The organism is Enterobacter quasihormaechei, from assembly GCF_004331385.1.
Classification (GTDB): domain Bacteria; phylum Pseudomonadota; class Gammaproteobacteria; order Enterobacterales; family Enterobacteriaceae; genus Enterobacter; species Enterobacter quasihormaechei.
In genome coordinates this window covers 149,410-171,943 of record NZ_SJON01000001.1, presented here as the reverse complement: position 1 = coordinate 171,943, position 22,534 = coordinate 149,410, and the positions used below count along the sequence as shown (strand labels likewise).

Here is a 22,534-nt window from a genome sequence, read left to right as displayed (position 1 = left end):
GCAGCCTCCGTTTGGTCAGAAAATAATCTTGTGACGTCCGGCCAGAGAGTGCGACAGCGTGGTGCCGTCGACCATCTCCAGCTCGCCGCCGACCGGCACGCCGTGGGCGATGCGGCTGGCGTCAACGCCGTACTGCGCGCACAGCTCGGCGATATAGTTGGCGGTTGCCTCCCCTTCCACCGTGGGGTTGGTGGCGAGGATCACCTCTTTGATCGTCTCGGACTCAAGACGCTGTTCAAGGCGATCGAGACCGATATCGTCCGGGCCAATGCCGTCCAGCGGGGAGAGGTGCCCCATCAGCACGAAATAGCGGCCGGAGAACTGCCCGGTTTGTTCGATGGCGTAGATGTCCGCCGGACTCTCCACCACGCAAATCTGGCCGTTTTCCTGACGACGCGGGTTCGTGCAGATGTTACAGACGTCCTGCTCGGTAAAGGTCCGGCAATCCGCACAGTGACCAATTTCTGACATGGCGCGGGTCAAAGCCTGCGCCAGGCGCATCCCGCCGCTGCGGTCGCGCTGCAATAGCGTAAACGCCATACGCTGCGCCGACTTCGGGCCAACGCCCGGCAGGCAGCGCAGTGCTTCCATTAACTGCGTGAGCAGCGGACTGGTTTGCATCAGAACGGCATCTTAAAGCCCGGCGGCAGCTGCATACCGCTGGAAACAGAGGCCATTTTCTCTTTCTGGGTTTCGTCGATACGGCGAGCGGCATCGTTAAACGCGGCTGCAACCAGATCTTCCAGCATCTCTTTGTCGTCTTCGAGCAGGCTCGGGTCGATTTCAACGCGACGGCAGTTATGCGCACCGTTGATGGTCACCTTGACCAGACCGGCACCGGATTCACCCGTGACTTCCAGCTGAGCGATCTCTTCCTGCATCTTCTGCATTTTTTCCTGCATCTGCTGAGCCTGCTTCATCAGGCCACCCAGACCGCCTTTTCCACCAAACATAGGCTTCTCTCTTCTTTCACGTTAAGGATTACAACCGTAAGTCAGACTCACGATCAAAGGGGGCGAATACTCTCTTCATCCAGATCGGCGTCGAAGAACCGGCGCAGGGTCTGGATGTTGTTATCCGCGATAATCGACTCGCGCGCCTGCGCGAGCTTCTCTTCATAAATCGCCTGTCGCCACTCGAGCGGCGTTTTCACCGCCGGATTATCATCTTCAATGATAGTCAATTCAACCGGCATGCCCTGTAAAGCGGCGAGCGCCTCGGCCAGCGCCTTTTGCGCGCCGGGGGAGTTGAGGTGCCGCTGGCCGGGACGCAGGTGCAGACGCACCTGATTGCCTTCCTGCTCTTTCCAGGCGTTCAGCGCGACCTGCTCCACCAGCTTCGGCAGTTGCAGTTTGCTGACCTCAGCGGCCCAGGCGTCGCGCGCGATGGACTCTTCGGCGAGCCTGGCGGAAAGCTCTGGCGTTTTTTCATGCTCCAGCGCCTTTTTCAGCGCTTTCGGCGTGGCGACCACTTCCTTGACCGTCTCAACAACGGTGGTCGCCTTCCAGCGGTAAGCCTCTTCTTTAGCCGGGGCTTTCTGCTCGAGCGCGGACGGTGCCGGGCGCGACTGTACGCGCTCCGTTACCGAAGCCAGTCGTTCAAGCGCGGCGTTGTTCACCGGCCGCGCTCTTCCTGGCGCTGCCGGTTCACTCTTTTTTGGTTTGGTTGCTCCCTGCGCACGTTGCAACTGGCTTCGTGCGGCAAGCACCGAACTGGTGGCATCCGACAGCGGCACGTTTTGCGGCGGCGGCGATGCCGGCTGCGGTGGCACCTGCTGCGGTGACATTACCGCGGTCGGCGCAACCGGCGCAAAGGACTGTCGGGGCGTTTCCGGCTCCGGCAAGGGCATACGCGGATGGAAAGCCAGCGCGCGCAGCAGCGTCATCTCAACGCCCATCCGACGATCCGGCGCAAACGGCAGCTCTTTGCGGCCAATCAGCAGGGTTTGATAATAAAGCTGCACGTCAGCCGGCGGCACGGTGCGCGCAAGTTCACGCATCCGCTGCTCTATGGTTGCCATGTCCGCGCCAATGGCCGACGGGGACAGTTGCAGCATCGCCACGCGGTGCAGCAGGCTGAGCATCTCGACCAGCAGCGCTTCCCACTCAATGCCACGGGCGGCGGCATCGTTGACGAGCGTCATCACCCGCTCACCGTTGGCGGCGATCATCGCTTCGATAAGCGACAGCGCCTGATCGTCATCCAGCGTGCCGAGCATGGTGCTGACCGCGTCGGTGGAGAGCTTACCGTCACCGCTGGCAATCGCCTGATCGGTCAGGCTTAGCGCATCGCGCAGGCTGCCGTCCGCCGCACGGGCCAGCAGTTGCAGCGCGCGCGGTTCATGAACAATGTTCTCTTCATCGAGAATATGCTCAAGCTGAGCGCGGATCTGCTCAACGTCCAGCGCCTTCAGATGGAATTGCAGGCAGCGCGACAGGATCGTGACCGGCAGCTTTTGCGGATCGGTGGTTGCCAGCAGGAATTTAACGTGCGCAGGCGGCTCTTCCAGCGTTTTCAGCAGGGCGTTGAAGCTGTGGCGCGACAGCATGTGCACTTCATCGATCAGATAGACCTTGAAGCGGCCGCGCGCCGGGGCGTACTGCACGTTGTCGAGCAGATCGCGGGTGTCTTCCACCTTGGTGCGCGAGGCGGCGTCGATCTCGATCAGATCGACAAAACGCCCCTGCTCGATCTCGCGGCAGTTGTCACACACGCCGCACGGGGTGGCGGTGATCCCGGTTTCGCAGTTCAGACCTTTTGCCAGCAGACGGGCAATAGAGGTTTTACCGACGCCGCGGGTGCCGGAAAAAAGATAGGCGTGATGGATGCGACCTAGCGACAAGCCGTTCGCCAGGGCCGTCAGCACATGTTCCTGACCGACAACGTCAGCAAAGGTTTGTGGTCGCCATTTACGGGCTAACACCTGATAACTCATGGGCAGGCTCTGCAACGCTGGAAGGTGAATTAATGGAGGGGAATGCTATCACAACCTCACCCATTGAGCGAGGTTGTGAGATACGGGATTAATGACCCGGGAAAGGCACCAGGCTGTAGCTGGTAATACCCTGTTTTTCCAGGCGCTGCTCGCCGCCGAGATCGAACAGGTTGATGATGAATGCCGCGTCGGTCACTTCACCACCCAGACGACGGATCAGCTTGACGGTCGCTTCAATGGTGCCGCCGGTAGCCAGCAGATCGTCCACCACCAGCACTTTGTCGCCGGGCTTGATGGCATCAACGTGAATTTCCAGCTGATCGGTGCCGTATTCCAGCTCATAGCTCTCGGCGATGGTTTCACGCGGCAGTTTGCGCGGCTTACGCACCGGCACAAAACCCACGCCCATCGCCAGCGCAACCGGTGCGCCAAACAGGAAGCCACGGGCTTCGGTACCTACTACTTTGGTGATCCCGGCGTTTTTATAACGCTCGACCAGCAGTTCAATGCTGAGCGCGTACGCTTTCGGGTCTTCCAGCAAGCTGGTGACATCACGGAAAAGAATGCCAGGCTTTGGATAGTCCTGGATACTTTTGATGCTATTTTTCAGATATTCAAGCTGCTGTGCAGTTGCGGTCATCGGTTTGTGCCTAAATGAAACAGTGTTACTCACGGCGCGCGACGAGTCGGTCAAAGTAACAGTTGTTTAACCTTTGACCAGGCGCACCTGTGCTCGAAAACGGTCGAATTTACTGGCTGCGCGCCATAATTGCAACCGCCATGATGAGGCTTCAGTGCTTTTGTTGCTTTTCATCAACCACGGGGATCCGCCACATGAAGATCAGCAGGCAGGCCAGGATCGCCAGCAGCAGAATACGCACCCACATCATTTTCACCAGCCATAACGAAACGGCGAAGGTGATCAGGATAAAGGCAATGGCGCGCGGCTTGGCCCCGGGCGGCATGGCCCGGTGTTTTTGCCAGTAGCGCAGGTAGCCGCCAAACCACGAGCGGTACAGGAGCCAGTGGTGAAAACGCGGCGACGAGCGGGCGAAGCACCAGGCGGCCAACAGGATGAACGGCGTGGTCGGCAGCAAGGGCAAAACCACACCTAGCGTACCCAGCACTACCGCGAGCCAGCCAATGATGATTAAAATAGTACGCTGCATAATGCGAATCGTTATCAAACTGAACGGCTACTTTACCACTGGAGAGCGCATTGAAAACAGCACTGCTTCTTGAGAAGCTGCAAAATCAGCTGATCGCTCTGCGGGCGCAGGCCACGCCGCTGATGGGACACGCCACGCTGAAACCGCGCTTTGACCGGCAGCTTTTCCGCACCCACAGCACCCTCATTAAGGATTACCTTGCTGAGATGCAGACCAACCTCGATGAGCTTCGCCACGCGGTTGAGCATGAACAGCAGGAACAGGTGGCGTGGCTTGCAGCGCATCTTACCGAGCAGATGGCCGCCCTGCACCGCGAACTCGCCGCCTGGCCGCTACGGGCGTGGGACAGCGCCTCGCCTGGTCTGGGAAAATGGCAGCGCAAGCGGCTGGAGACCCAGGAGTTTGAGCGGCGTCTGTTTGAGATGAAGCGCGAGCGTGAAGCCCGCCTGAACAACAGCGAAACGCTGGAAGAGCAGCAGCTCTTAATGCGTGAAATCAGCGCGCTGGAAGGCCGTATCGTCCGCTGCCGTCAGGCGCTGGACGACATTGAGCGCGTCATTGAACGCCTGACCCGTTAACAGGAGCCACACTGATGTCACTGGAAAATGCCCCCGACGAGGTCAAGCTGGCCGTCGATTTAATTATGCTGCTGGAGAATCATGAGATCCCGGCGGAGACGGTGCTGAAGGCGCTGGAGATTGTGCGGCGAGATTTTGAGGGAAAGGTGAAGGCCGGTTGCCCTCACCCAGGCCCTCTCCCTTGAGGGAGAGGGAAAATAGTTTAGGCGGGAGTCGGATCGTCACCCTTAATCTCGCGCTTCACTTCCGTATGCTCGTCACCTTTCTCGTTGCGCAGGTGCACCTCAAGCTGGTTGAAGGCGATATTGATGTTGTTTTCACGGCACAGGCGGTCGATGGTGCGGTTCAGCTCGTCGACGGTGTAGCTGCGATCGCGCAGTTCACGCACGTATAACCGCAGCTCATGATCCAGCGTGCTCGGCCCAAACGTGGTGAAAAATACGTCAGGGGCAGGATCGTGCATCACTTTCGGGTGCGAGTTAGCCGCTTTCAGCAGCACCTCTTTGACCTTATCCAGATCTGAGCCGTAGGCCACCCCGAGGCGGATCACTACGCGGGTGGTCGTGTCGGAGAGGGACCAGTTGATCAGTCGCTCGGTCACGAAGGCTTTGTTCGGGATGATCACCTCTTTACGATCGAAGTCAGTGATGGTGGTCGCACGGATACGGATCTTGCTGACGGTCCCGGAGAAGGTGCCGATGGTGACGGTATCGCCGATACGCACCGGACGTTCGAACAGGATAATCAGGCCGGAGACAAAGTTACCGAAGATCTCCTGCAAGCCGAAGCCCAGACCCACCGACAGCGCCGCCGCCAGCCACTGAAGCTTATCCCACGAGACGCCCAGCGAGCCGAATACCGTCATCGCCCCGACAATAATAATGACGTAGTTCAGGATGGTGGTAATGGCATACGACGCCCCCTGACGCAGGTTCAGCCTTGAGAGCACCAGCACTTCCAGCAGGCCAGGCAGGTTGCGAATCAACGCCCAGGCAACCACTGACGACACCAGCGCAAAGAGCAGGCTGCCCATGGTGACGCTTTTCATTACCGCAGCGCCCGCTTCGGTGCCGTTGTATTGCCAGAGGGTGATACTGTCGAGGTAGGCGAAGACGGTAATGAGATCAGACCAGATGGCCCAGAACATCACCGCAAACAGCGCGATCATCACCAGCATGGTAATACGCATCGTTTGCTGGTTGACCTGCTCCAGCGCAATAGTCGGCTCTTCCTGCGGCTCAGCCCCTTCAGCCCCCTCTTTAACCTGATGCTGTCGACGGGCAACAGCACGACGATAAGCAATGCGGCGCGCCGCCACGCTCAAACCACGCAGCACGGTCTGGAACAGCAGGTTCCACACAATCACCAGATAAACCGTTTCAATCCAGCGACCTGACAGACGAAGCGTGGTATAGAAGTAACCCGTTGCCGTCAGCACCATCAGCGCCAGCGGAATGAACGCCAGCACCGTTACGGTAACCAGGCGAAGATTGTGGGACTCTTTATCACGCCAGCTATCGCGGCACATCGGCCACATCAGGACGGCTATCAGCAGCAGGTTCAGCATAATCACCAGCTGTCCGAGCACGTCATCCATCAGATGCAGCGGAGAAAGCTCGGCCACAACGGACCAGAAGTGCAGCGGCAGCAGCGCGAGGCTAATGCGCACTATCTGGCGACGCCAGTGGCTGGTAAGTTTCTCCGGCATGTTGAAGTGGCGGACGGCGACGCCATCTTTTTCCAGCACTTTCCAGCACAGGCCAAACACCAGCCAGAACAGCGCCAGCTTTTTACTGAACGCCCACAGCAGGTCGCTGATATTGAGCTGAATAGTCAGCAGGATCAGGCCGACGGCGAGGATCAGCAGGCAAACCGGCAGCGCGCGGATCAGATCGATCAGGATCGCTTTCGGCGTGTGCAGCTGGCTGTCGTTACGCAGTTGCCCCACTTCCGAGGCCAGCTTCGCCTGATACTGTTTCAGCCATTTCAAACGCCAGCGGATCACGCCGGCGATGAGCAGCAAAGGCAGGCCCGCCAGGAAGGCAATCATCACCGCAGGCCAGGCTTTCTCCCAGTTCACGGTAATTTTCATGCTTTTGATCTGGGATTTCAGCGTTTCAGGGAAAGATTTAAACCAGTCCCAGTCCATGGGTTTGTTGCTGTTCACCCAGAAAATCTGCTGGGTCAGGATCTCCTGTAGGCTTTTAGATACGCTCATCAGCTGCTGCTGGTTGATTTGCAGGTTAATCGCCATCATCAGCTGGTTGCCCAGTTGCTTATTAAGCTGATCGAGCAGTTCGCGGCGCATATCCACCACCTGCAACAGCGCGTCGTGAACTTCACCGTTCACTTCACTTGAATGGCCCTCTTCCACTTTGGCAACAAACGTGTCGCTCTGGAACAGGGCATCGCGCTGCTGGTTAACGTCAAACTGTTCAAGACGCAAATCCGCAATGCGGTTGGTCATGTCTTCCAGCTCGTCGGCGGATGGCAGCGTCTGCTGCTGCTGGTAGAGAATGCGCGACAGCAGCAGGCTGCCCTTCAGGACGGCAATCTGCTCTTTGATATTACGCTCGGCCTGCAAAGCGCGATCCAGCCAGTTTTTGACTTTAATATTCTGCTGCACCAGCGCGCTGCCGCTTTCAGTTGCCTGAATCAGGCGTTCGCTCAGCTGATGGTTAATCTCCAGCTCCTGCTTCACCAGCGGATTGGCCTGGATGCGCGCCGTTTCGTCTGGCGAGACCGCTTCCTGCGCCGTTTTTTCGGTCAGCGTCAGGCGCTTGCTGTTCACCGCTTCCTGCAACAGCTGAAGCTGATGCTCGAGCCGGTTGATATTCGCGTTCACGTAGTCACGCTGTTTTTGCAGCGCATCCTGCAACACCGTGTTGCCTTCCAGACTCTTACGCTGCTGTTCAATCTCCGCGTTCAGCAGCGTCTGCTGAATGTTCAGCAGCGTTTGCTGGCTCGGACGAAGCGCCCCTTCCCCCACGGTGATGCCATTCAGACGATTACGTATCTGCTGGAGCTGTTGCGATGCGGAATACATGGCGTTCTGCACGCGCTCAGGCTGGGTTTGCAGTGAAACCAGCTGGCTGTTGTAGGTCGAGAGATCGGACTGCGCCGTTTGCAGATCGTCCAGCAGCTGCGCCACGCGCGACTCAAGCTGGCGCAACGACAGGGTGGCGAGCGTTTTCCGGGTTTCATCATCGTTATCAACGTCGCTGAGCGCGTTCAGCGCCTCCGTTGCTTTACGCATGTTCTCCGGTGCCTGAGCAACCTTCTGCCGTAGCTGGGCCGTTTCGGCTTTGATGCGATCGATCTTATCCAGCGTTTCCAGGGTTTCCGTCAGGTCCTGCTGAACGAGCTTTTCCTGAGCGGAGAGATCTTTCTGTTTATTCAGGGTGTCGAGTTGCGACTGAACCTCGGCACGCGTCGGAACGTCACTGCCGTTGTCTGCACGGGCCCAGGAATGCGGTGCGGCTGCAAAGAAAAACAGCAGGATCAAAAAAACGGCCAGAACAGAATGTGTCGAGCGATAGGTGTGCAGCATAGTCGTGAATGTGATCTGAGAAATGACCGAAAATAGTCGGGCGTGAAGAATATCACGCCCGCCTGAAGCAGAATAGCGGGAAGGTTATCCTCTAAGACATTTCCTGGACAGGTTCAGGCAGTCAGCGGCGGTTCCTCACTGCGGAGAGTCGGACAAAGCTGGCACATCTCAAGGAAGATCGCGACGTAGCTGCGCGCCTCTGCTTTCAAATCAAACGACTGCGGGGCAAAAAGCCAGTTTTCCATCAGGCCGGAAATATAGCTGCGCATCAGGATCGCCGCCCGGCGCGTTAACAGCGTGGCGGGAAGCATGTCGGCCTGCATACATTCCTTAAGAACCTGCTCGATGCGATCGTAGCTTTCCAGACACAGGTCGCGCTGTGCCTGCTGAACCACCGCCATTTCGCCAACGAATTCACATTTATGGAAAATGATTTCCATCATCAGACGTCGGCGTTCTTCCACAACGGTCGCTTCAAGGATATATACTAATATTTCTCTTAATACTGAGAGTGGATCGTGAGGGAATTTTGCCCGATACTCATTCTCAAGATCGCTAATGCTGGACTCTGAAAGCTCCCAGATTTCACCAAACAGATCTGACTTGTCTTTAAAATGCCAGTAAATCGCTCCCCGCGTGACGCCCGCGGCCTGAGCAATCTGCGCCAGCGAGGTTGCCGAAACACCCTGCTGTGAGAACAAACGCATTGCCACATCCAGAATGTGTTGTCGGGTTTCCAGCGCTTGTTGTTTGGTTTTTCGTGCCATACGTTGATGAATTTACAGGAGTCAGATTTACATACATTTATGAATGTATGTACCATAGCATGACGATAATATAAACGCAGCAATGGGTTTTTAGACTCAGGACCCTTGATCAATTTGAAATCGGACACTCGAGGTTTACATATGAACAAAAACAGAGGGTTAACGCCTCTGGCGGTCGTTCTGATGCTCTCAGGCAGCTTAGCGCTTACAGGATGTGACGACAAAGAGGCTCAACAAGGAGCTCAGCAGGTGCCAGAAGTTGGCGTGGTGACGCTCAAATCCGAACCTCTCCAGATGACAACAGAACTACCGGGCCGCACCAGCGCCTACCGCATTGCGGAAGTGCGTCCGCAGGTGAGCGGTATCATCCTGAAACGTAACTTCACCGAAGGCGGTGATGTCAAAGCAGGTGAGTCTCTGTATCAGATTGATCCAGCAACCTACCAGGCGTCTTATGAGAGCGCTAAAGGCGATCTGGCGAAAGCAGAAGCGGCAGCCAAAATTTCGCAGCTGACGTTGAATCGTTACAAGAAACTGCTCGGCACGCAGTACATCAGCCAACAGGATTATGATTCTGCCCTGGCCGATGCGCAGCAAGCCAACGCGGCCGTTGTGGCGGCGAAAGCGGCGGTAGAAACCGCGCGTATCAACCTGGCCTACACCAAAGTGACCTCCCCTATCAGCGGTCGCATTGGTAAATCTGCCGTCACCGAAGGTGCGCTGGTGCAGAACGGTCAGACCAACGCGCTGGCCACCGTGCAGCAGCTTGACCCGATCTACGTTGACGTTACCCAGTCCAGCAACGATTTCCTGCGTCTCAAACAGGAGCTGGCCAGCGGTCAACTGAAACAGGAAAACGGTAAAGCCAAGGTTGAACTGGTTACCAACGACGGTATCGAGTTCTCGCAGACCGGTACACTGGAATTTTCTGATGTGACCGTCGATCAGACCACCGGCTCAATCACCATCCGGGCCATTTTCCCGAATCCGGATAAAACGCTGCTGCCGGGTATGTTCGTACGCGCGCGTCTGGAAGAAGGGACGAACCCAACCGCCATTCTGGTTCCTCAGCAGGGTGTGACCCGTACGCCACGCGGCGATGCGAGCGCGCTGGTTGTGGGTGCCGATAACAAAGTCGAAACGCGCAATATCACCGCAACGCAGGCGATTGGCGACAAGTGGCTGGTAACGAAAGGTCTGAAAGATGGCGATCGCGTGATTGTAACCGGTTTGCAAAAAGTTCGTCCTGGCGCGCAGGTCAAAGCTCAGGAAGTGAAATCTGACGACAAACAACAAGCGTCCGCCGCTGGCCAGTCAGAACAAACCAAGTCTTAACTTAAACAGGAGCCGTTAAGACATGCCTAATTTCTTTATCGATCGCCCCATATTTGCGTGGGTGATCGCCATTATCATCATGCTGGCCGGGGGACTTGCGATCCTGAAGCTGCCTGTTGCGCAATATCCAACGATTGCGCCACCGGCAGTAACGATCTCCGCAACCTACCCGGGCGCTGATGCAAAAACGGTGCAGGATACCGTTACGCAGGTTATCGAACAGAACATGAACGGTATCGATAACCTGATGTACATGTCCTCAAACAGTGACTCAACCGGTACGGTTCAGATCACCCTGACCTTTGAATCCGGTACGGATGCGGACATTGCGCAGGTTCAGGTGCAGAACAAATTGCAGCTGGCGATGCCCCTGCTGCCGCAGGAAGTGCAACAGCAGGGCGTGAGCGTCGAGAAATCGTCCAGTAGCTTCCTGATGGTTGTCGGCGTGATCAACACCAACGGCACCATGACGCAGGAGGATATTTCCGACTACGTGGGCGCCAACATGAAGGATGCCATCAGCCGTACGTCCGGTGTGGGTGACGTTCAGCTGTTCGGTTCCCAGTACGCGATGCGTATCTGGATGGATCCGAATAAGCTGAACAACTTCCAGCTGACGCCGGTTGACGTGATCAACGCCATCAAAGCGCAGAACGCCCAGGTTGCAGCCGGTCAGTTAGGCGGTACGCCGCCGGTGAAAGGCCAGCAGCTTAACGCGTCTATCATCGCGCAAACGCGTCTGACCTCTGCGGATGAGTTCAGCAAAATTCTGCTGAAGGTGAATCAGGACGGTTCTCAGGTTCGCCTGCGTGACGTGGCGAAAGTGGAGCTGGGCGGCGAGAACTACGACGTTATCGCGAAGTTCAACGGCAAGCCGGCATCTGGTCTGGGTATCAAACTGGCGACCGGCGCGAACGCCCTGGACACCGCGACGGCTATCCGTGCCGAGCTGAAGAAGATGGAACCGTTCTTCCCGTCAGGTCTGAAAATCGTTTACCCGTATGACACGACGCCGTTCGTAAAAATTTCGATTCACGAAGTGGTAAAAACCCTGGTTGAGGCGATCATCCTCGTCTTCCTGGTTATGTACCTGTTCCTGCAAAACTTCCGCGCGACGCTGATCCCAACCATCGCCGTACCGGTTGTATTGCTCGGGACCTTCGCGGTTCTGGCGATATTTGGCTACTCAATAAACACCCTGACGATGTTCGGGATGGTGCTCGCCATCGGCCTGCTGGTGGATGACGCCATCGTGGTGGTCGAAAACGTCGAGCGTGTGATGGCGGAAGAAGGCCTGCCGCCGAAGGAAGCGACCCGTAAATCGATGGGTCAGATCCAGGGCGCGCTGGTCGGTATCGCGATGGTACTGTCTGCGGTGTTTATCCCGATGGCCTTCTTCGGTGGCTCAACGGGTGCGATTTACCGTCAGTTCTCCATCACCATCGTGTCAGCGATGGCGCTGTCGGTGCTGGTTGCGCTGATCCTGACGCCAGCCCTGTGTGCGACGATGCTGAAGCCAATTCAGAAAGGCGGTCACGGCGAGCACAAAGGGTTCTTCGGCTGGTTTAACCGCATGTTTGATAAGAGCACGCACCACTACACCGACAGCGTGGGGAACATTCTGCGCAGCACCGGTCGTTACCTGCTGCTCTACATCATCATCGTGGTAGGGATGGCATTCCTGTTCGTTCGCCTGCCAAGCTCGTTCCTGCCAGATGAAGACCAGGGCGTGTTCCTGAGTATGGCTCAGCTTCCGGCCGGTGCGACGCAAGAGCGTACGCAGAAAGTGCTGGATGAGATGACCGACTATTTCCTGACTAAAGAGAAAGACAACGTCGAATCCGTGTTTGCGGTTAACGGCTTTGGCTTCGCGGGTCGTGGTCAGAACACCGGTATTGCCTTCGTTTCTCTGAAAGACTGGTCTGAACGTCCGGGCGACGAGAACAAAGTTGAAGCGATTACCGGCCGTGCAATGGCTACCTTCTCGCAGATTAAAGACGCGATGGTCTTCGCCTTTAACCTGCCCGCGATCGTGGAACTGGGTACGGCGACCGGCTTCGACTTCCAGCTGATTGACCAGGGCGGTCTTGGACACGAAAAACTGACTCAGGCGCGTAACCAGCTGTTTGGCGAGGTGGCAAAACACCCTGACCTGCTGGTGGGCGTGCGTCCTAACGGTCTGGAAGATACGCCGCAGTACAAAATCGATATCGACCAGGAAAAAGCGCAGGCGCTGGGTGTGTCCATCAGCGACATCAACACCACGCTGGGTGCAGCCTGGGGCGGTAGCTACGTCAACGACTTCATCGACCGCGGTCGCGTGAAGAAAGTGTACGTCATGTCCGAAGCGCAGTACCGCATGCTGCCGAACGATATCAACAACTGGTACGTTCGCGGTAGCGATGGCCAGATGGTGCCGTTCTCATCCTTCTCAACGTCACACTGGGAATACGGTTCGCCGCGTCTGGAGCGTTATAACGGTCTGCCGTCGATGGAAATCCTCGGTCAGGCAGCGCCAGGCCGAAGCACCGGTGAAGCCATGAACCTGATGGAAGAGCTGGCCAGCAAACTGCCTGCGGGTATCGGCTACGACTGGACCGGCATGTCCTATCAGGAACGTCTGTCCGGTAACCAGGCCCCTGCCCTGTACGCCATTTCACTGATTGTGGTGTTCCTGTGTCTGGCGGCACTGTACGAGAGCTGGTCGATTCCGTTCTCCGTTATGCTGGTGGTTCCGCTGGGGGTTATCGGTGCGCTGCTTGCCGCAACGTTCCGTGGGCTGACCAACGACGTATACTTCCAGGTGGGCCTGCTGACAACCATTGGCTTGTCGGCGAAGAACGCGATACTTATCGTCGAATTCGCCAAAGATCTGATGGAGAAAGAAGGTAAAGGCCTGATTGAAGCTACGCTGGAAGCGGTTCGTATGCGTCTGCGTCCAATCCTGATGACGTCCCTGGCGTTTATCCTGGGCGTTATGCCGCTGGTTATCAGTTCAGGTGCAGGCTCCGGCGCGCAGAACGCGGTAGGTACTGGCGTTATGGGCGGTATGGTCACCGCGACGGTGCTTGCGATCTTCTTCGTGCCGGTGTTCTTTGTGGTGGTTCGTCGCCGCTTCAGCCGTAAGAATGAAGATGTTGAGCACAATCATTCGGTAGAACATCACTGATACCGGTTTCACATGATAAAAAGGCCGCATTTGCGGCCTTTTTCATTTTCAGAAAAGATCATAAAATAGACCTATTGTCGTTCTATTTATTTTCTTCTTTTTTATAAGGCCTGGCATAATAGGACGAAAATCAATACGAAGAACTCAGCATTCTTTTATTATCATTTCGCGGCGTAAATTATTCGGACTATTCCTAACTTAAAGAAAATATCTGAGATATCTGGTTCCGGACTTCACATCAAACTTTGCGCTAACTCAATGAATTTTAAGGAACCGATAAAAAACTGCGTTTTTTACTGATTAAAGCGTTCCCTGCCAAAGGAACATTTGCGTAAAGGCTCGCACAGTAACGTTTTAATTGTAATTTTTCGTAATAGCGCGATGAAATCTTGATCAGAGTGGCTTATAGTTAGAGTTATCAGGAACACAGCTCCCATGTAGCTAAGCAAGTTGTATCCATCCCGACATGATGTTCGGTGAGTAAAAAATCACTCAGAAGGGGATGCGCTATGGACGAGTACTCGCCAAAAAGGCATGATATCGCGCAGTTGAAATTTCTCTGCGAATCCTTGTACCATGACTGCCTCGCCAATCTTGAAGAAAGTAACCATGGCTGGGTGAACGATCCAACGTCTGCTATCAATTTACAGCTAAACGAGCTGATTGAGCATATCGCTACCTTCGCACTTAATTATAAAATTAAGTACAATGAAGATAATAAGTTGATAGAGCAAATTGATGAATACCTGGACGACACCTTTATGTTGTTCAGCAGCTACGGCATTAACGCACAGGATTTGCAGAAATGGCGTAAATCAGGAAACCGTCTATTTCGCTGCTTCACGAATGTCAGCAGAGCTAATCCGGTTAGTCTTTCCTGTTAAAATTATTACAATTACTAAGGTGAATTTATGTCTGATAAACCATTAACTAAAGTCGATTATTTGATGCGCCTGCGACGCTGCCAGTCAATTGACACACTCGAGCGGGTTATTGAGAAAAATAAATACGAGCTGTCCGATAATGAACTGGCGGTATTTTATTCAGCTGCCGACCATCGTCTTGCTGAACTGACCATGAATAAACTGTATGACAAGATCCCCACTTCGGTGTGGAAATTTGTTCGTTAATCGTTGAAGAGAGACTGTAAAGGCACTACGCCCGTTGTTAAGCTGAATTTACCTTCGAACTACGCTTCAAGTGCAAACGCCAGGTTCCCGTGTAAAACGTATCTATGCTCAAGAATGTTGTGACTACCGTCACAGCCATTTTTAGGGAACGTTCCCTTTCTGGCTAATCCTCTTTACGCTACGTAAAACGATTCCAGTGAGGTTCCCATGAGTGAAGAAAAACAGAAGATGATTGCAGGTGAATATTACCGCCCTGGCGACGACACGTTAAGGGCTGACCGTTTACGCGCGCGTCATCTTATTCACCGCTATAACCATACCGCCCCCGATGAGAAAGCCGAACGACGCGCCTTGTTAGCTGACCTGCTGGCTCAAAGCGAAGGCGCCTATATAGAGCCGAGCTTCCGCTGCGACTACGGCTATAACATCTACCTGGGCAACAATTTTTACGCTAACTTCGACTGCGTTATGCTGGACGTCTGCCCTATCCGCATTGGCGATAACTGTATGCTCGCGCCGGGAGTGCACATCTATACGGCCACGCATCCCCTGGACGCGACCGCGCGTAACAGCGGGCTTGAGTATGGCAAACCGGTCACCATAGGCCACAACGTCTGGATTGGCGGACGGGCGGTCATTAACCCGGGCGTGACCATTGGCGATAATGCGGTTATCGCGTCCGGTGCGGTTGTGACCAAAGACGTGCCGGCCAATGCGGTCGTGGGCGGAAATCCCGCGAAAATCATTAAAATGCTCTAAGGCCCCCCCTGAGTAACTGTTATGCTTTTTCCCGGCATAACTGTTACTTTCCACGCCTGACCCCCTCTCATAAAATAGGCAGATCACCTGTATTTTCAATATGTATAAAGGCAAAAAATGACAGAGATACAGCGCCTGCTTACCGCCACCATCGACGATCTCAATGCCCGCGAAAAGCGCGACAATCGCCCGCGCTTTAGCATCAGCTTTATCCGTAAACACCCCGGACTGTTCGTTGCGATGTACGCCGCCTGGCTGGCAACGCTTATCGTCATGCTGCGGTCCGAAACGCTGGTCGATTCCGTCTGGCTGCTGGTTGTGTTGTTCGTGGTGTTTAACGCGTTCTTCTTTTTCGACGTTAACCCGCGCTACCGGTATGAAGATATCGACGTGCTAGATTTCCGCGTGTGCTACAACGGCGAGTGGTACAACACGCGCTACGTACCACCCGAGCTTATTGACAGCATCATGCGCTCACCTTCAGTCGAGGCCGGGCTTAAAGAGAAGCTGCAAAAAATGGTGGCGAGGAAGGGAGAGCTTTCGTTTTATGACGTTTTCACGCTCTCTCGCCCTGCTAACGGCTAGCAGGGCTGTTGCCGGAGAAGAGGCGCCAAGCATCCGCTTAGCGCCTTTTTTTACGTCCCTGTACGGCCTTAAAGCGCGGATTGGATTTGCAAATAACGTACAGACGCCCTTTGCGCCTGACGATCTGGCAATCCGGATGCCGTTGCTTTGCGCTACGCAGTGAGTTAAGTACCTGCATGGTTAGCCTCGCTTCGCATCAAGAAAGCCGCCAAAACGCTTGCGGAAGCGCGCCGCGCTGCCGTCCGTGGAGAAGGTCTTCTGCTTCCCGGTATAAAACGGATGCGATTTTGATGAGACATCAAGGGTGACGTAAGGATACGTTTCGCCGTCGAGCTCGATTTCCCGGTCCGTCTTGATGGTTGAGCCAACGCGGAAGTATTCATTAGCCGTGGTGTCGTGGAACACAACGGTGCGATAGGCTGGATGGATATTCGGTTTCATATCTGACTCTTGTGTATTGTTATAACATAACAAAATACTAGCCGAGCCTTGCTGCAAAAACAACCCCCAGGACGATCCAGCGCACTTTTGGCTTTTATCCAAAGGTGGATTCAGATAACTGCCTGCGACTTTCGCATGCTATAACTATATCATTTAGCACTAAAATCTTTCTCCTCTGGCGCGCAAACTCACTGCCCTTCATGGGCAAATGGGAAGGAAAAACGGCATGCGAACCCGACATCTGGTGAGCCTGGTCACGGGCGTACTGATCATTTCTGTGCTGGTCCCCGTTTGCCTCAGTATCTGGCTGGCGCATCGTCAGGCAGAGGAAAAGTTTGTGGAGGCGCTGGACGGCTATGCCTCGCGCGTCCTGATCCGTACCGACAGAGTTGTCGTGCAGGCTAAACAGGCGCTCACGCACCTACAGTCGTTCAACGCCCCGCCCTGCACTCCCTTGCATTTACGTGAAATGCGCCGGGTCGCGTTCTCCTGGCGCTATGTTCAGGAAGTGATGTATGTCGATAACCTGAAGCCGCTCTGCTCTTCCCTGGAACAGTCGAGTAATACGGAGGCTCTGCCGCCTCCGGTGCGCATCACCGAGGACGGTTACAGCACGTGGCTCACCTCGCAAAACGACCTCGGCATTCACCGCTATATGGTGGTGATCGGGAAAGGGCATTATCTGGTGATGGTCGATCCGGCATCGCTTGTAGATGTCGTTCCGTTCGGCGAAATCTCGATGGATGCCGCCCTGGTGGGCAACACGACACAGAGCATATTTGCCAGAAGTCATGTCCTCGATCCGCATATCCTCTCGATTGTTAAGGATCGGCAGGAGATGACGAGCGTTCAGTACAACGGCTCGATGTACATTCTGAAGCCCGTGCCCGAGCTGGGGTTTACCGTCATTGCCTGGGCCTCGCTGAAGCCGCTGGCGGAAGCCTGGCATCAGCAGCTGCTCATCTGGCTGCCGGCTGGCGTGCTGATTAGCCTGGCGGCGGCCCTGATTGTTCTGCGGATCCTCCGCCGGCTACAGTCTCCGCGTAACCGCCTGATGGACGCGATCAACAACCGGGAGATCCAGGTTCACTATCAGCCCATCGTGGCGCTGTGCAGCGGCAAACTGGTAGGAGCCGAAGCGCTGATGCGCTGGCCGCAGCCGGATGGCAGCAACCTGTCGCCAGACATATTTGTCCCTCTGGCTGAGCAAACGGGGCTGATTTCCCAGTTAACGCTGCTGGCAATCGATAAGATCTTCGACGAGCTGGGCGACTGGCTGCATCATCATCCGGAGCTGCACATTTCTGTTAACCTGGCCCCAGCCGATTTAACGTCCGTGGAGCTGCCGCGCCTGCTGAGCCAGCTGCTGAACAAATGGAAAGTCCACCCGCGGCAGATTGCGCTGGAGTTAACCGAGCGCGGCTTCGCCGATCCCGCCGTCAGCGCCCCGGCCATCGCGGCGTTTCGCCGTGCCGGACACGCCGTCTACATTGACGACTTTGGTACAGGCTACTCCAGCCTGAGCTATCTCCAGGATCTGGATGTCGATACCCTGAAGATCGATAAATCTTTCGTGCACGCGCTGGAGTATAAAAACGTCACCCCGCACATTATCGAAATGGCAAAATCGCTCGAGCTGGCGATGGTGGCAGAAGGCATCGAAACGGAAGGACAGATTGCCTGGCTGCATCGCCACGGCGTGCAGTACGGACAGGGCTGGTACTACAGCAAGGCGCTGCCTGAGGCGGAATTCATTCTCTGGGCCGAGCGTAATCTCAACAGCGGCTCCGCCTGAGCGGAGCCGGTGCTTTTATTCAGCCGTTCTGCTGCCAGCAGAAGGTGTAGCGCAGCTGCCGGTTTTGCAGAAGGAAGTCCGGCGCCACGCTCGGGCTCCAGGAATCATCTCCCCCTACGCCCATGTGGAAGGCGTCCAGGTTCAACCAGCAACCCGGCTCTTCCCGTAGCAGATGCTGATGCGTTGTCTCATGCAGCTGCTGCTGGCTGTAGCGGCTCACGGAGAAATGGAACCGCCCCTGCAACCGATGCGCGCCAAACGCCAGCTCGCGGGTGTCGCAGCGCAGGCCGTTCTCCGTCGGGAAGATATACGGCGTGTGCATGGCTTCCAGCGGAAGCGTCCAGCGCCCCTGCTGCGCCGCCAGCTTTCTGTCCGGATAATTTTCCAGCGGCCCCAGCCCCAGCCAGCGCACGGTTTCCGGGACATCCACCAGCATAACGCTCAGGCCCACGCGAGCAGGCTCGGGAATATCAGACGCTACCGTCACCTGCACGTCACCGTGCAGCGCGCCGCGATCGTCAATCCGCCAGATCTTACGGCTGACAAACAGCGCTTTCCCCCGGGATTCCCAGACGTGCTGCGTGGTCACCACCACCTCACGGGCGTGCTGCTCCGCTTCACACTGGAGAAGGCGCGGCGACATCTCATACATCCCCGCCGCCTTCCAGCGCTCCACCCATGCGTTCGGATCGATGCGGGTCGCCTCGCTGACGCCGATATCATTGTCCAGCGGCGCGCGGGTAAAGTTATCCGTTAGCGGAGAACGGAGCGTTTCAGCCCCCGCGTTCCACCACTGGGTCAGGTTTCCGGTAAGGCGGCTAAACTGCCAGCGCTGCTGCTGATGGACAATCTCCAGCGCCTCGCCGCACGCGGTTAGCTGCGGGGCCGTACCTTCCACATTCGCGGGCGCAACGTACAGCGGGGCCGGGAGCGGCCATTGATCCCAGGCACAACGGTGGCCGGACGGCGACCACGGCGTCTCCTGCGGCTGAACAACTTCCACATTGAGCCAGACCTCACCCGGCTCAGCGGCAAGTTCAGGCAGCGGGATCTCGATGCGTTGCGCCTCCTGGGGCGCGACAGAAAGCGTCATGCCGCCACAAGCCACTACCGCACCGTCACGTTCCACCGACCATTGCAGACGTTCGTTGTCGGTATGACGGAACAGATAATCGCTCTTTACCTCGACGACCAGCGGAGAGGTGCTCACCAGCGTAAAGGTAAAGAACTGCTGGGCACGCTGCGCCTCGAAAAGGGCGGGATGCGGGGTGCGATCGGGGAACACCAGCCCGTTGAGGCAGAACTGACGATCGTTGGGCTTATCGCCAAAATCGCCACCGTAGGCCCAGAATGCCGCGCCATTTTCCTCTTTTTTGGTTAATGCCTGATCGACCCAGTCCCAGACAAAGCCCCCCTGCAACCGGGGATGGCTGCGGAATGCCTGCCAGTAGCTGGCGAAGCCGCCAAAGCTGTTGCCCATCGCGTGGGCATACTCGCACAGGATCAGCGGGCGGGTTTCGTCCGGCATGCCGATCCACTTTTTAATCGACCACTTTGGCACCGCCGGGAACGGCTGATCCTGATCGACGCGGGCATACATCGGGCAAATAATATCGGTTGCCGCCGTACAGGCGCCGCCGCCTTCGTACTGCACTGGACGCGTGGGATCGGTGGTTTTCAGCCAGCGGTACAGCGCATCGTGGTTCGCTCCATGACCAGATTCGTTTCCTAAAGACCAGATGATGACTGACGGATGATTCCGGTCCCGCTGCACCATACGCGTTACGCGCTCGCTCATGGCGGGCAGCCAGCGCGGATCGTCCGCCAGGCGGCTCATCGGCACCATGCCATGGGTCTCGATATTCGCCTCATCAACCACGTACAGGCCATAGCGATCGCAAAGCGTGTACCACAGAGGATGGTTCGGATAATGCGAGCAGCGCACGGCGTTGAAGTTATGCTGCTTCATCAGTTCAATGTCGCGACGCATGGTCGCCTCATCCATCACCTGCCCTTTCTCAGGATGATGTTCGTGACGGTTCACGCCGCGGATCAGCAGCGGCTTGCCGTTGAGCTTCAGCAGACCATTACTGATTTCGACGCGCCTGAAGCCGACATCGCAGGCTTCGGTTTCCAGCACACTGCCCTGCGCATCACGAAGCGACATTGTCAGACGATAGAGTTCTGGTGTTTCGGCGCTCCACAACGCGGGATCGTTCACGGGTATCGCAACCGTGAGCCGCTCCGCCCAGTTGCCCCGTTCATCGACAATGGCCGATCCTGGCTGCTGCGTGGTTTGCGCGCAGGCTTCGCCGTTACGCCACAGAGTAAACGCCACCTCACATTCGGCGTAGCGTGAACCTTCCAGCGCCACGTCAACCCGGAGTATCGCCCGATCGCATTCGGCATTCAGATCGGTCACGAACTGATAATCGGCAATCCGCGTTTCCGGCTTATGCAGCAGCGAAACGTCACGGAAAATGCCGCTCATCCGCCACATATCCTGATCTTCCAGGTAGCTTCCGTCGCACCAGCGTAACACCATCACCGCCAGGCGGTTCTGCCCCGGTTGCAGCACCGCGCTAAGGTCAAACTCCGCGGGCAGACGACTGTCCTGCGAATAGCCCATCCACTGGCCGTTACACCACAGATGAAAAGCGGAATTGACCCCGTCGAAAATAATGCGGGTCTGTCCGTTGCGCGGCCAGGCGTCATCCACCTCAAATGTGAGCGAGTAACAGCCTGTAGGATTTTCAGCCGGAACATACGGTGGGTTCACATTTATCGGATAGGTGACGTTGGTATAAATGGGGGTATCAAATCCCTCCATCTGCCAGTTCGACGGCACGGGCATCTCAACGGCGTCAGCAAGATCGTCCGTTACCCAGGCCTCGGGAACCTGCTCTGGCGCGGCGAAAAAGCTGAATTGCCAGACGCCGTTAAGCGATCGCTTGCTCAGCGAAGGCTTATCCTCCCGGGCGAGAATTTCATCGCGCCAGCTATGAAAAGGCGCGTGTGCGGCCAGACGGTTCCATTGCGTCACGCCGGGGTTTTCCCAGTCACGACGAGCCAGAAGTGCGCTGAGGGTCAGCGGTAATGCAGAAGACATATCAACCTCTTTGCGAAGCGCTCACAATTTTAGCCAACATGCCCTGGTAAACGGTGGCGGTAAAGACTTTGATCGTCACCAGGCGAGCCCGATCACAAAAGCGCTAGCTGCGCGCCAGTTTCTCCGCCAGCAGTGCCAGCGTTCGTAGCTGCTGCGCCAGATCTTCACGATCGGCCTGCTGCGTCGCGTGCGGCGCGGTGGAGTGACGTACGATCAGCGTAACGGGAAGCTGTTTTTGCCAGCGTTCGTCGTGAGGAGTGGGCGCCAGGAGCCACTCCACGCTGCGCTCACCGGCCTCGCGGAACGCCTGCCGAATGGTGGTCAGCGGAGGTGTAAACCATGCGCTGTCGGCCGTATCATCAAATCCGACCACCGAGATCTGACCCGGTACCGCAATCCCTTTTTCCGCACAGGCGCGTATAACGCCGAGCGCCATCTGATCGTTCGCGACGAGGATCGCGTCGGGCAGCGCCGGGCCCGATAAAAGCTGATGCCCTTTCTCGTAGCCGGAGGCCGCGCTCCAGTCGCCCTGCGCCACTGCAAACGCCTCCACGCCGGACTGAGCGAGCGCGGTTTTCCATCCCGCCAGACGCGCCCGGGCAGAGACGGAACTTTCCGGACCGGCGAGCAGCGCAATTCGCCGGTGCCCCAGCGAAAGCAGATGCTCCGCCCCCAGGCCAGCGCCCTGTTCGGCATTGAACACGAGGCTGTTCACCCTGGCTGAGGAGGAAACATCGAGAAAAAGAACCGGGATCGGCGAAGCCATTTCCTGAAGCATTTCTGCCTGTGCATCTTCCAGCGGAACGTTCACCAGCAGCGCCTCCACGCGCTGCGCCAGTAACTCCTGCAAAGCAGCCTGACACTGCGCGGGCTGTTCCACCATAGAGATGAGCACGCTTGCCCCCTGCTCCACTGCCCGGGATTTTACGGCTGAGACGATTTGCGACGGCGCATGCAGCGCCAGATCGGTCGTTATCAACCCGAGCGTGCGGGTGCGTTTCCCGGCCAGCTGCTGCGCGCCACGGTTAGGCACATAGTGTAGCGCCGCCATGGCCTGGCGGACCTTTTCCCGCGTGCGGGCAGAAACGTGTTCCGCGTCGTTAATCACCCGGGAAACGGTCTGATAAGAAACGCCTGCCTCGCGGGCAACGTCATAGAGAGTGATCGCTTTCATACATTCTGGCGTCGCAAAAAGTGTAGCCACTATTCTGA

At 56.5% G+C, this 22,534-nt stretch carries 19 protein-coding genes, 1 pseudogene and 1 other annotated feature; of the genes and pseudogenes, 9 read left to right on the top strand and 11 right to left on the bottom strand.

The genetic code is table 11. The features are described from left to right. Positions 1-15: 15 nt before the first annotated feature. From recR to E0L16_RS00800, 5 genes are all read right to left on the bottom strand, one after another. A complete protein-coding gene (recR, locus tag E0L16_RS00820) occupies positions 16-621 on the bottom strand; it encodes a recombination mediator RecR (protein WP_006809843.1) in 606 nt (201 codons plus the stop codon). Then, positions 621-953 (bottom strand): YbaB/EbfC family nucleoid-associated protein, encoded by a 333-nt coding sequence (locus E0L16_RS00815; protein ID WP_003858972.1) that lies wholly within the window; start codon positions 951-953, stop codon positions 621-623. The genes recR and E0L16_RS00815 overlap by 1 nt, the downstream gene beginning before the upstream one ends. Positions 954-1,006: 53 nt before the next feature. Further along, positions 1,007-2,935, bottom strand: a complete 1,929-nt coding sequence (gene dnaX, locus E0L16_RS00810; RefSeq protein ID WP_063869016.1) for a DNA polymerase III subunit gamma/tau — start codon at positions 2,933-2,935, stop codon at positions 1,007-1,009. Then, positions 1,613-1,677: a sequence feature (DnaX frameshifting element), on the bottom strand. It overlaps the preceding gene by 65 nt. An 88-nt stretch (positions 2,936-3,023) precedes the next feature. Beyond that, complete coding sequence (apt, locus tag E0L16_RS00805) at positions 3,024-3,575, bottom strand: adenine phosphoribosyltransferase (RefSeq protein WP_000127359.1); 552 nt, start codon at positions 3,573-3,575, stop codon at positions 3,024-3,026. Between the two features lie 151 nt (positions 3,576-3,726). Further along, positions 3,727-4,104 (bottom strand): DUF454 family protein, encoded by a 378-nt coding sequence (locus tag E0L16_RS00800; protein WP_063451660.1) that lies wholly within the window; start codon positions 4,102-4,104, stop codon positions 3,727-3,729. Positions 4,105-4,154: 50 nt separating this feature from the next. Here E0L16_RS00800 and priC point away from each other — a divergent pair, with 50 nt between their 5' ends. Beyond that, positions 4,155-4,682 (top strand): primosomal replication protein N'', encoded by a 528-nt coding sequence (gene priC / locus E0L16_RS00795; RefSeq protein ID WP_131636094.1) that lies wholly within the window; start codon positions 4,155-4,157, stop codon positions 4,680-4,682. 14 nt (positions 4,683-4,696) lie between these two features. Further along, positions 4,697-4,883 (top strand): annotated as a pseudogene (rsmS, locus tag E0L16_RS00790) (pleiotropic regulatory protein RsmS). A 1-nt stretch (position 4,884) separates the two neighbouring features. Here the strand turns inward: rsmS and mscK are convergent. Both mscK and acrR read right to left on the bottom strand, forming a co-directional pair. After that, the gene (mscK, locus tag E0L16_RS00785; RefSeq protein ID WP_131636093.1) at positions 4,885-8,232 is read right to left on the bottom strand and encodes a mechanosensitive channel MscK; all 3,348 of its coding nucleotides are present in this window, start codon (positions 8,230-8,232) and stop codon (positions 4,885-4,887) included. 113 nt (positions 8,233-8,345) lie between these two features. Further along, positions 8,346-8,999, bottom strand: coding sequence for a multidrug efflux transporter transcriptional repressor AcrR (acrR, locus tag E0L16_RS00780; protein ID WP_131636092.1), 654 nt, complete (start codon positions 8,997-8,999; stop codon positions 8,346-8,348). Between the two features lie 141 nt (positions 9,000-9,140). Between acrR and acrA the strand changes: the two genes are divergently transcribed. From acrA to E0L16_RS00750, 6 genes are all read left to right on the top strand, one after another. Beyond that, on the top strand, positions 9,141-10,334 hold the full coding sequence (acrA, locus tag E0L16_RS00775) for a multidrug efflux RND transporter periplasmic adaptor subunit AcrA (protein WP_063451665.1): 1,194 nt from the start codon (positions 9,141-9,143) through the stop codon (positions 10,332-10,334). A 22-nt stretch (positions 10,335-10,356) separates the two neighbouring features. Then, on the top strand, positions 10,357-13,503 hold the full coding sequence (gene acrB / locus E0L16_RS00770) for a multidrug efflux RND transporter permease subunit AcrB (protein ID WP_063451666.1): 3,147 nt from the start codon (positions 10,357-10,359) through the stop codon (positions 13,501-13,503). 509 nt (positions 13,504-14,012) lie between these two features. Then, positions 14,013-14,387, top strand: coding sequence for an Hha toxicity modulator TomB (gene tomB / locus E0L16_RS00765; protein ID WP_006809850.1), 375 nt, complete (start codon positions 14,013-14,015; stop codon positions 14,385-14,387). 27 nt (positions 14,388-14,414) lie between these two features. Then, complete coding sequence (locus tag E0L16_RS00760; protein WP_010428174.1) at positions 14,415-14,633, top strand: HHA domain-containing protein; 219 nt, start codon at positions 14,415-14,417, stop codon at positions 14,631-14,633. 207 nt (positions 14,634-14,840) lie between these two features. Next, positions 14,841-15,392, top strand: a complete 552-nt coding sequence (gene maa, locus E0L16_RS00755) for a maltose O-acetyltransferase (protein ID WP_131636091.1) — start codon at positions 14,841-14,843, stop codon at positions 15,390-15,392. Between the two features lie 117 nt (positions 15,393-15,509). Next, positions 15,510-15,977 (top strand): YlaC family protein, encoded by a 468-nt coding sequence (locus E0L16_RS00750; RefSeq protein WP_063869025.1) that lies wholly within the window; start codon positions 15,510-15,512, stop codon positions 15,975-15,977. Positions 15,978-16,014: 37 nt separating this feature from the next. On the opposite strand, the gene ykgO is transcribed toward E0L16_RS00750, so the two are convergent. Beyond that, positions 16,015-16,155 (bottom strand): type B 50S ribosomal protein L36, encoded by a 141-nt coding sequence (gene ykgO, locus E0L16_RS00745; RefSeq protein WP_063451669.1) that lies wholly within the window; start codon positions 16,153-16,155, stop codon positions 16,015-16,017. A 2-nt stretch (positions 16,156-16,157) separates the two neighbouring features. Continuing rightward, positions 16,158-16,418, bottom strand: a complete 261-nt coding sequence (locus E0L16_RS00740; protein WP_063451670.1) for a type B 50S ribosomal protein L31 — start codon at positions 16,416-16,418, stop codon at positions 16,158-16,160. A gap of 226 nt (positions 16,419-16,644) precedes the next feature. Here E0L16_RS00740 and E0L16_RS00735 point away from each other — a divergent pair, with 226 nt between their 5' ends. Beyond that, positions 16,645-18,213, top strand: coding sequence for an EAL domain-containing protein (locus tag E0L16_RS00735; RefSeq protein ID WP_131636090.1), 1,569 nt, complete (start codon positions 16,645-16,647; stop codon positions 18,211-18,213). Between the two features lie 19 nt (positions 18,214-18,232). Here the strand turns inward: E0L16_RS00735 and E0L16_RS00730 are convergent, their stop codons facing one another. Continuing rightward, on the bottom strand, positions 18,233-21,322 hold the full coding sequence (locus E0L16_RS00730) for a beta-galactosidase (RefSeq protein WP_131636089.1): 3,090 nt from the start codon (positions 21,320-21,322) through the stop codon (positions 18,233-18,235). A 103-nt stretch (positions 21,323-21,425) separates the two neighbouring features. After that, positions 21,426-22,496: a LacI family DNA-binding transcriptional regulator gene (locus tag E0L16_RS00725; RefSeq protein ID WP_131636088.1), complete on the bottom strand. Its 1,071-nt coding sequence runs from the start codon at positions 22,494-22,496 to the stop codon at positions 21,426-21,428. Between the last annotated feature and the right edge of the window lie 38 nt (positions 22,497-22,534).

Excerpts from the sequence above, each read along its gene's own strand:
- recR (WP_006809843.1), bottom strand. The coding sequence starts at position 621 with ATGCAAACCAGTCCGCTGCTCACGCAGTTAATGGAAGCACTGCGCTGC.
- E0L16_RS00815 (WP_003858972.1), bottom strand. The coding sequence starts at position 953 with ATGTTTGGTGGAAAAGGCGGTCTGGGTGGCCTGATGAAGCAGGCTCAG.
- dnaX (WP_063869016.1), bottom strand. The coding sequence starts at position 2,935 with ATGAGTTATCAGGTGTTAGCCCGTAAATGGCGACCACAAACCTTTGCT.
- apt (WP_000127359.1), bottom strand. The coding sequence starts at position 3,575 with ATGACCGCAACTGCACAGCAGCTTGAATATCTGAAAAATAGCATCAAA.
- E0L16_RS00800 (WP_063451660.1), bottom strand. The coding sequence starts at position 4,104 with ATGCAGCGTACTATTTTAATCATCATTGGCTGGCTCGCGGTAGTGCTG.
- mscK (WP_131636093.1), bottom strand. The coding sequence starts at position 8,232 with ATGCTGCACACCTATCGCTCGACACATTCTGTTCTGGCCGTTTTTTTG.
- acrR (WP_131636092.1), bottom strand. The coding sequence starts at position 8,999 with ATGGCACGAAAAACCAAACAACAAGCGCTGGAAACCCGACAACACATT.
- acrA (WP_063451665.1), top strand. The coding sequence starts at position 9,141 with ATGAACAAAAACAGAGGGTTAACGCCTCTGGCGGTCGTTCTGATGCTC.
- acrB (WP_063451666.1), top strand. The coding sequence starts at position 10,357 with ATGCCTAATTTCTTTATCGATCGCCCCATATTTGCGTGGGTGATCGCC.
- tomB (WP_006809850.1), top strand. The coding sequence starts at position 14,013 with ATGGACGAGTACTCGCCAAAAAGGCATGATATCGCGCAGTTGAAATTT.
- E0L16_RS00760 (WP_010428174.1), top strand. The coding sequence starts at position 14,415 with ATGTCTGATAAACCATTAACTAAAGTCGATTATTTGATGCGCCTGCGA.
- maa (WP_131636091.1), top strand. The coding sequence starts at position 14,841 with ATGAGTGAAGAAAAACAGAAGATGATTGCAGGTGAATATTACCGCCCT.
- E0L16_RS00750 (WP_063869025.1), top strand. The coding sequence starts at position 15,510 with ATGACAGAGATACAGCGCCTGCTTACCGCCACCATCGACGATCTCAAT.
- ykgO (WP_063451669.1), bottom strand. The coding sequence starts at position 16,155 with ATGCAGGTACTTAACTCACTGCGTAGCGCAAAGCAACGGCATCCGGAT.
- E0L16_RS00740 (WP_063451670.1), bottom strand. The coding sequence starts at position 16,418 with ATGAAACCGAATATCCATCCAGCCTATCGCACCGTTGTGTTCCACGAC.
- E0L16_RS00735 (WP_131636090.1), top strand. The coding sequence starts at position 16,645 with ATGCGAACCCGACATCTGGTGAGCCTGGTCACGGGCGTACTGATCATT.
- E0L16_RS00730 (WP_131636089.1), bottom strand. The coding sequence starts at position 21,322 with ATGTCTTCTGCATTACCGCTGACCCTCAGCGCACTTCTGGCTCGTCGT.
- E0L16_RS00725 (WP_131636088.1), bottom strand. The coding sequence starts at position 22,496 with ATGAAAGCGATCACTCTCTATGACGTTGCCCGCGAGGCAGGCGTTTCT.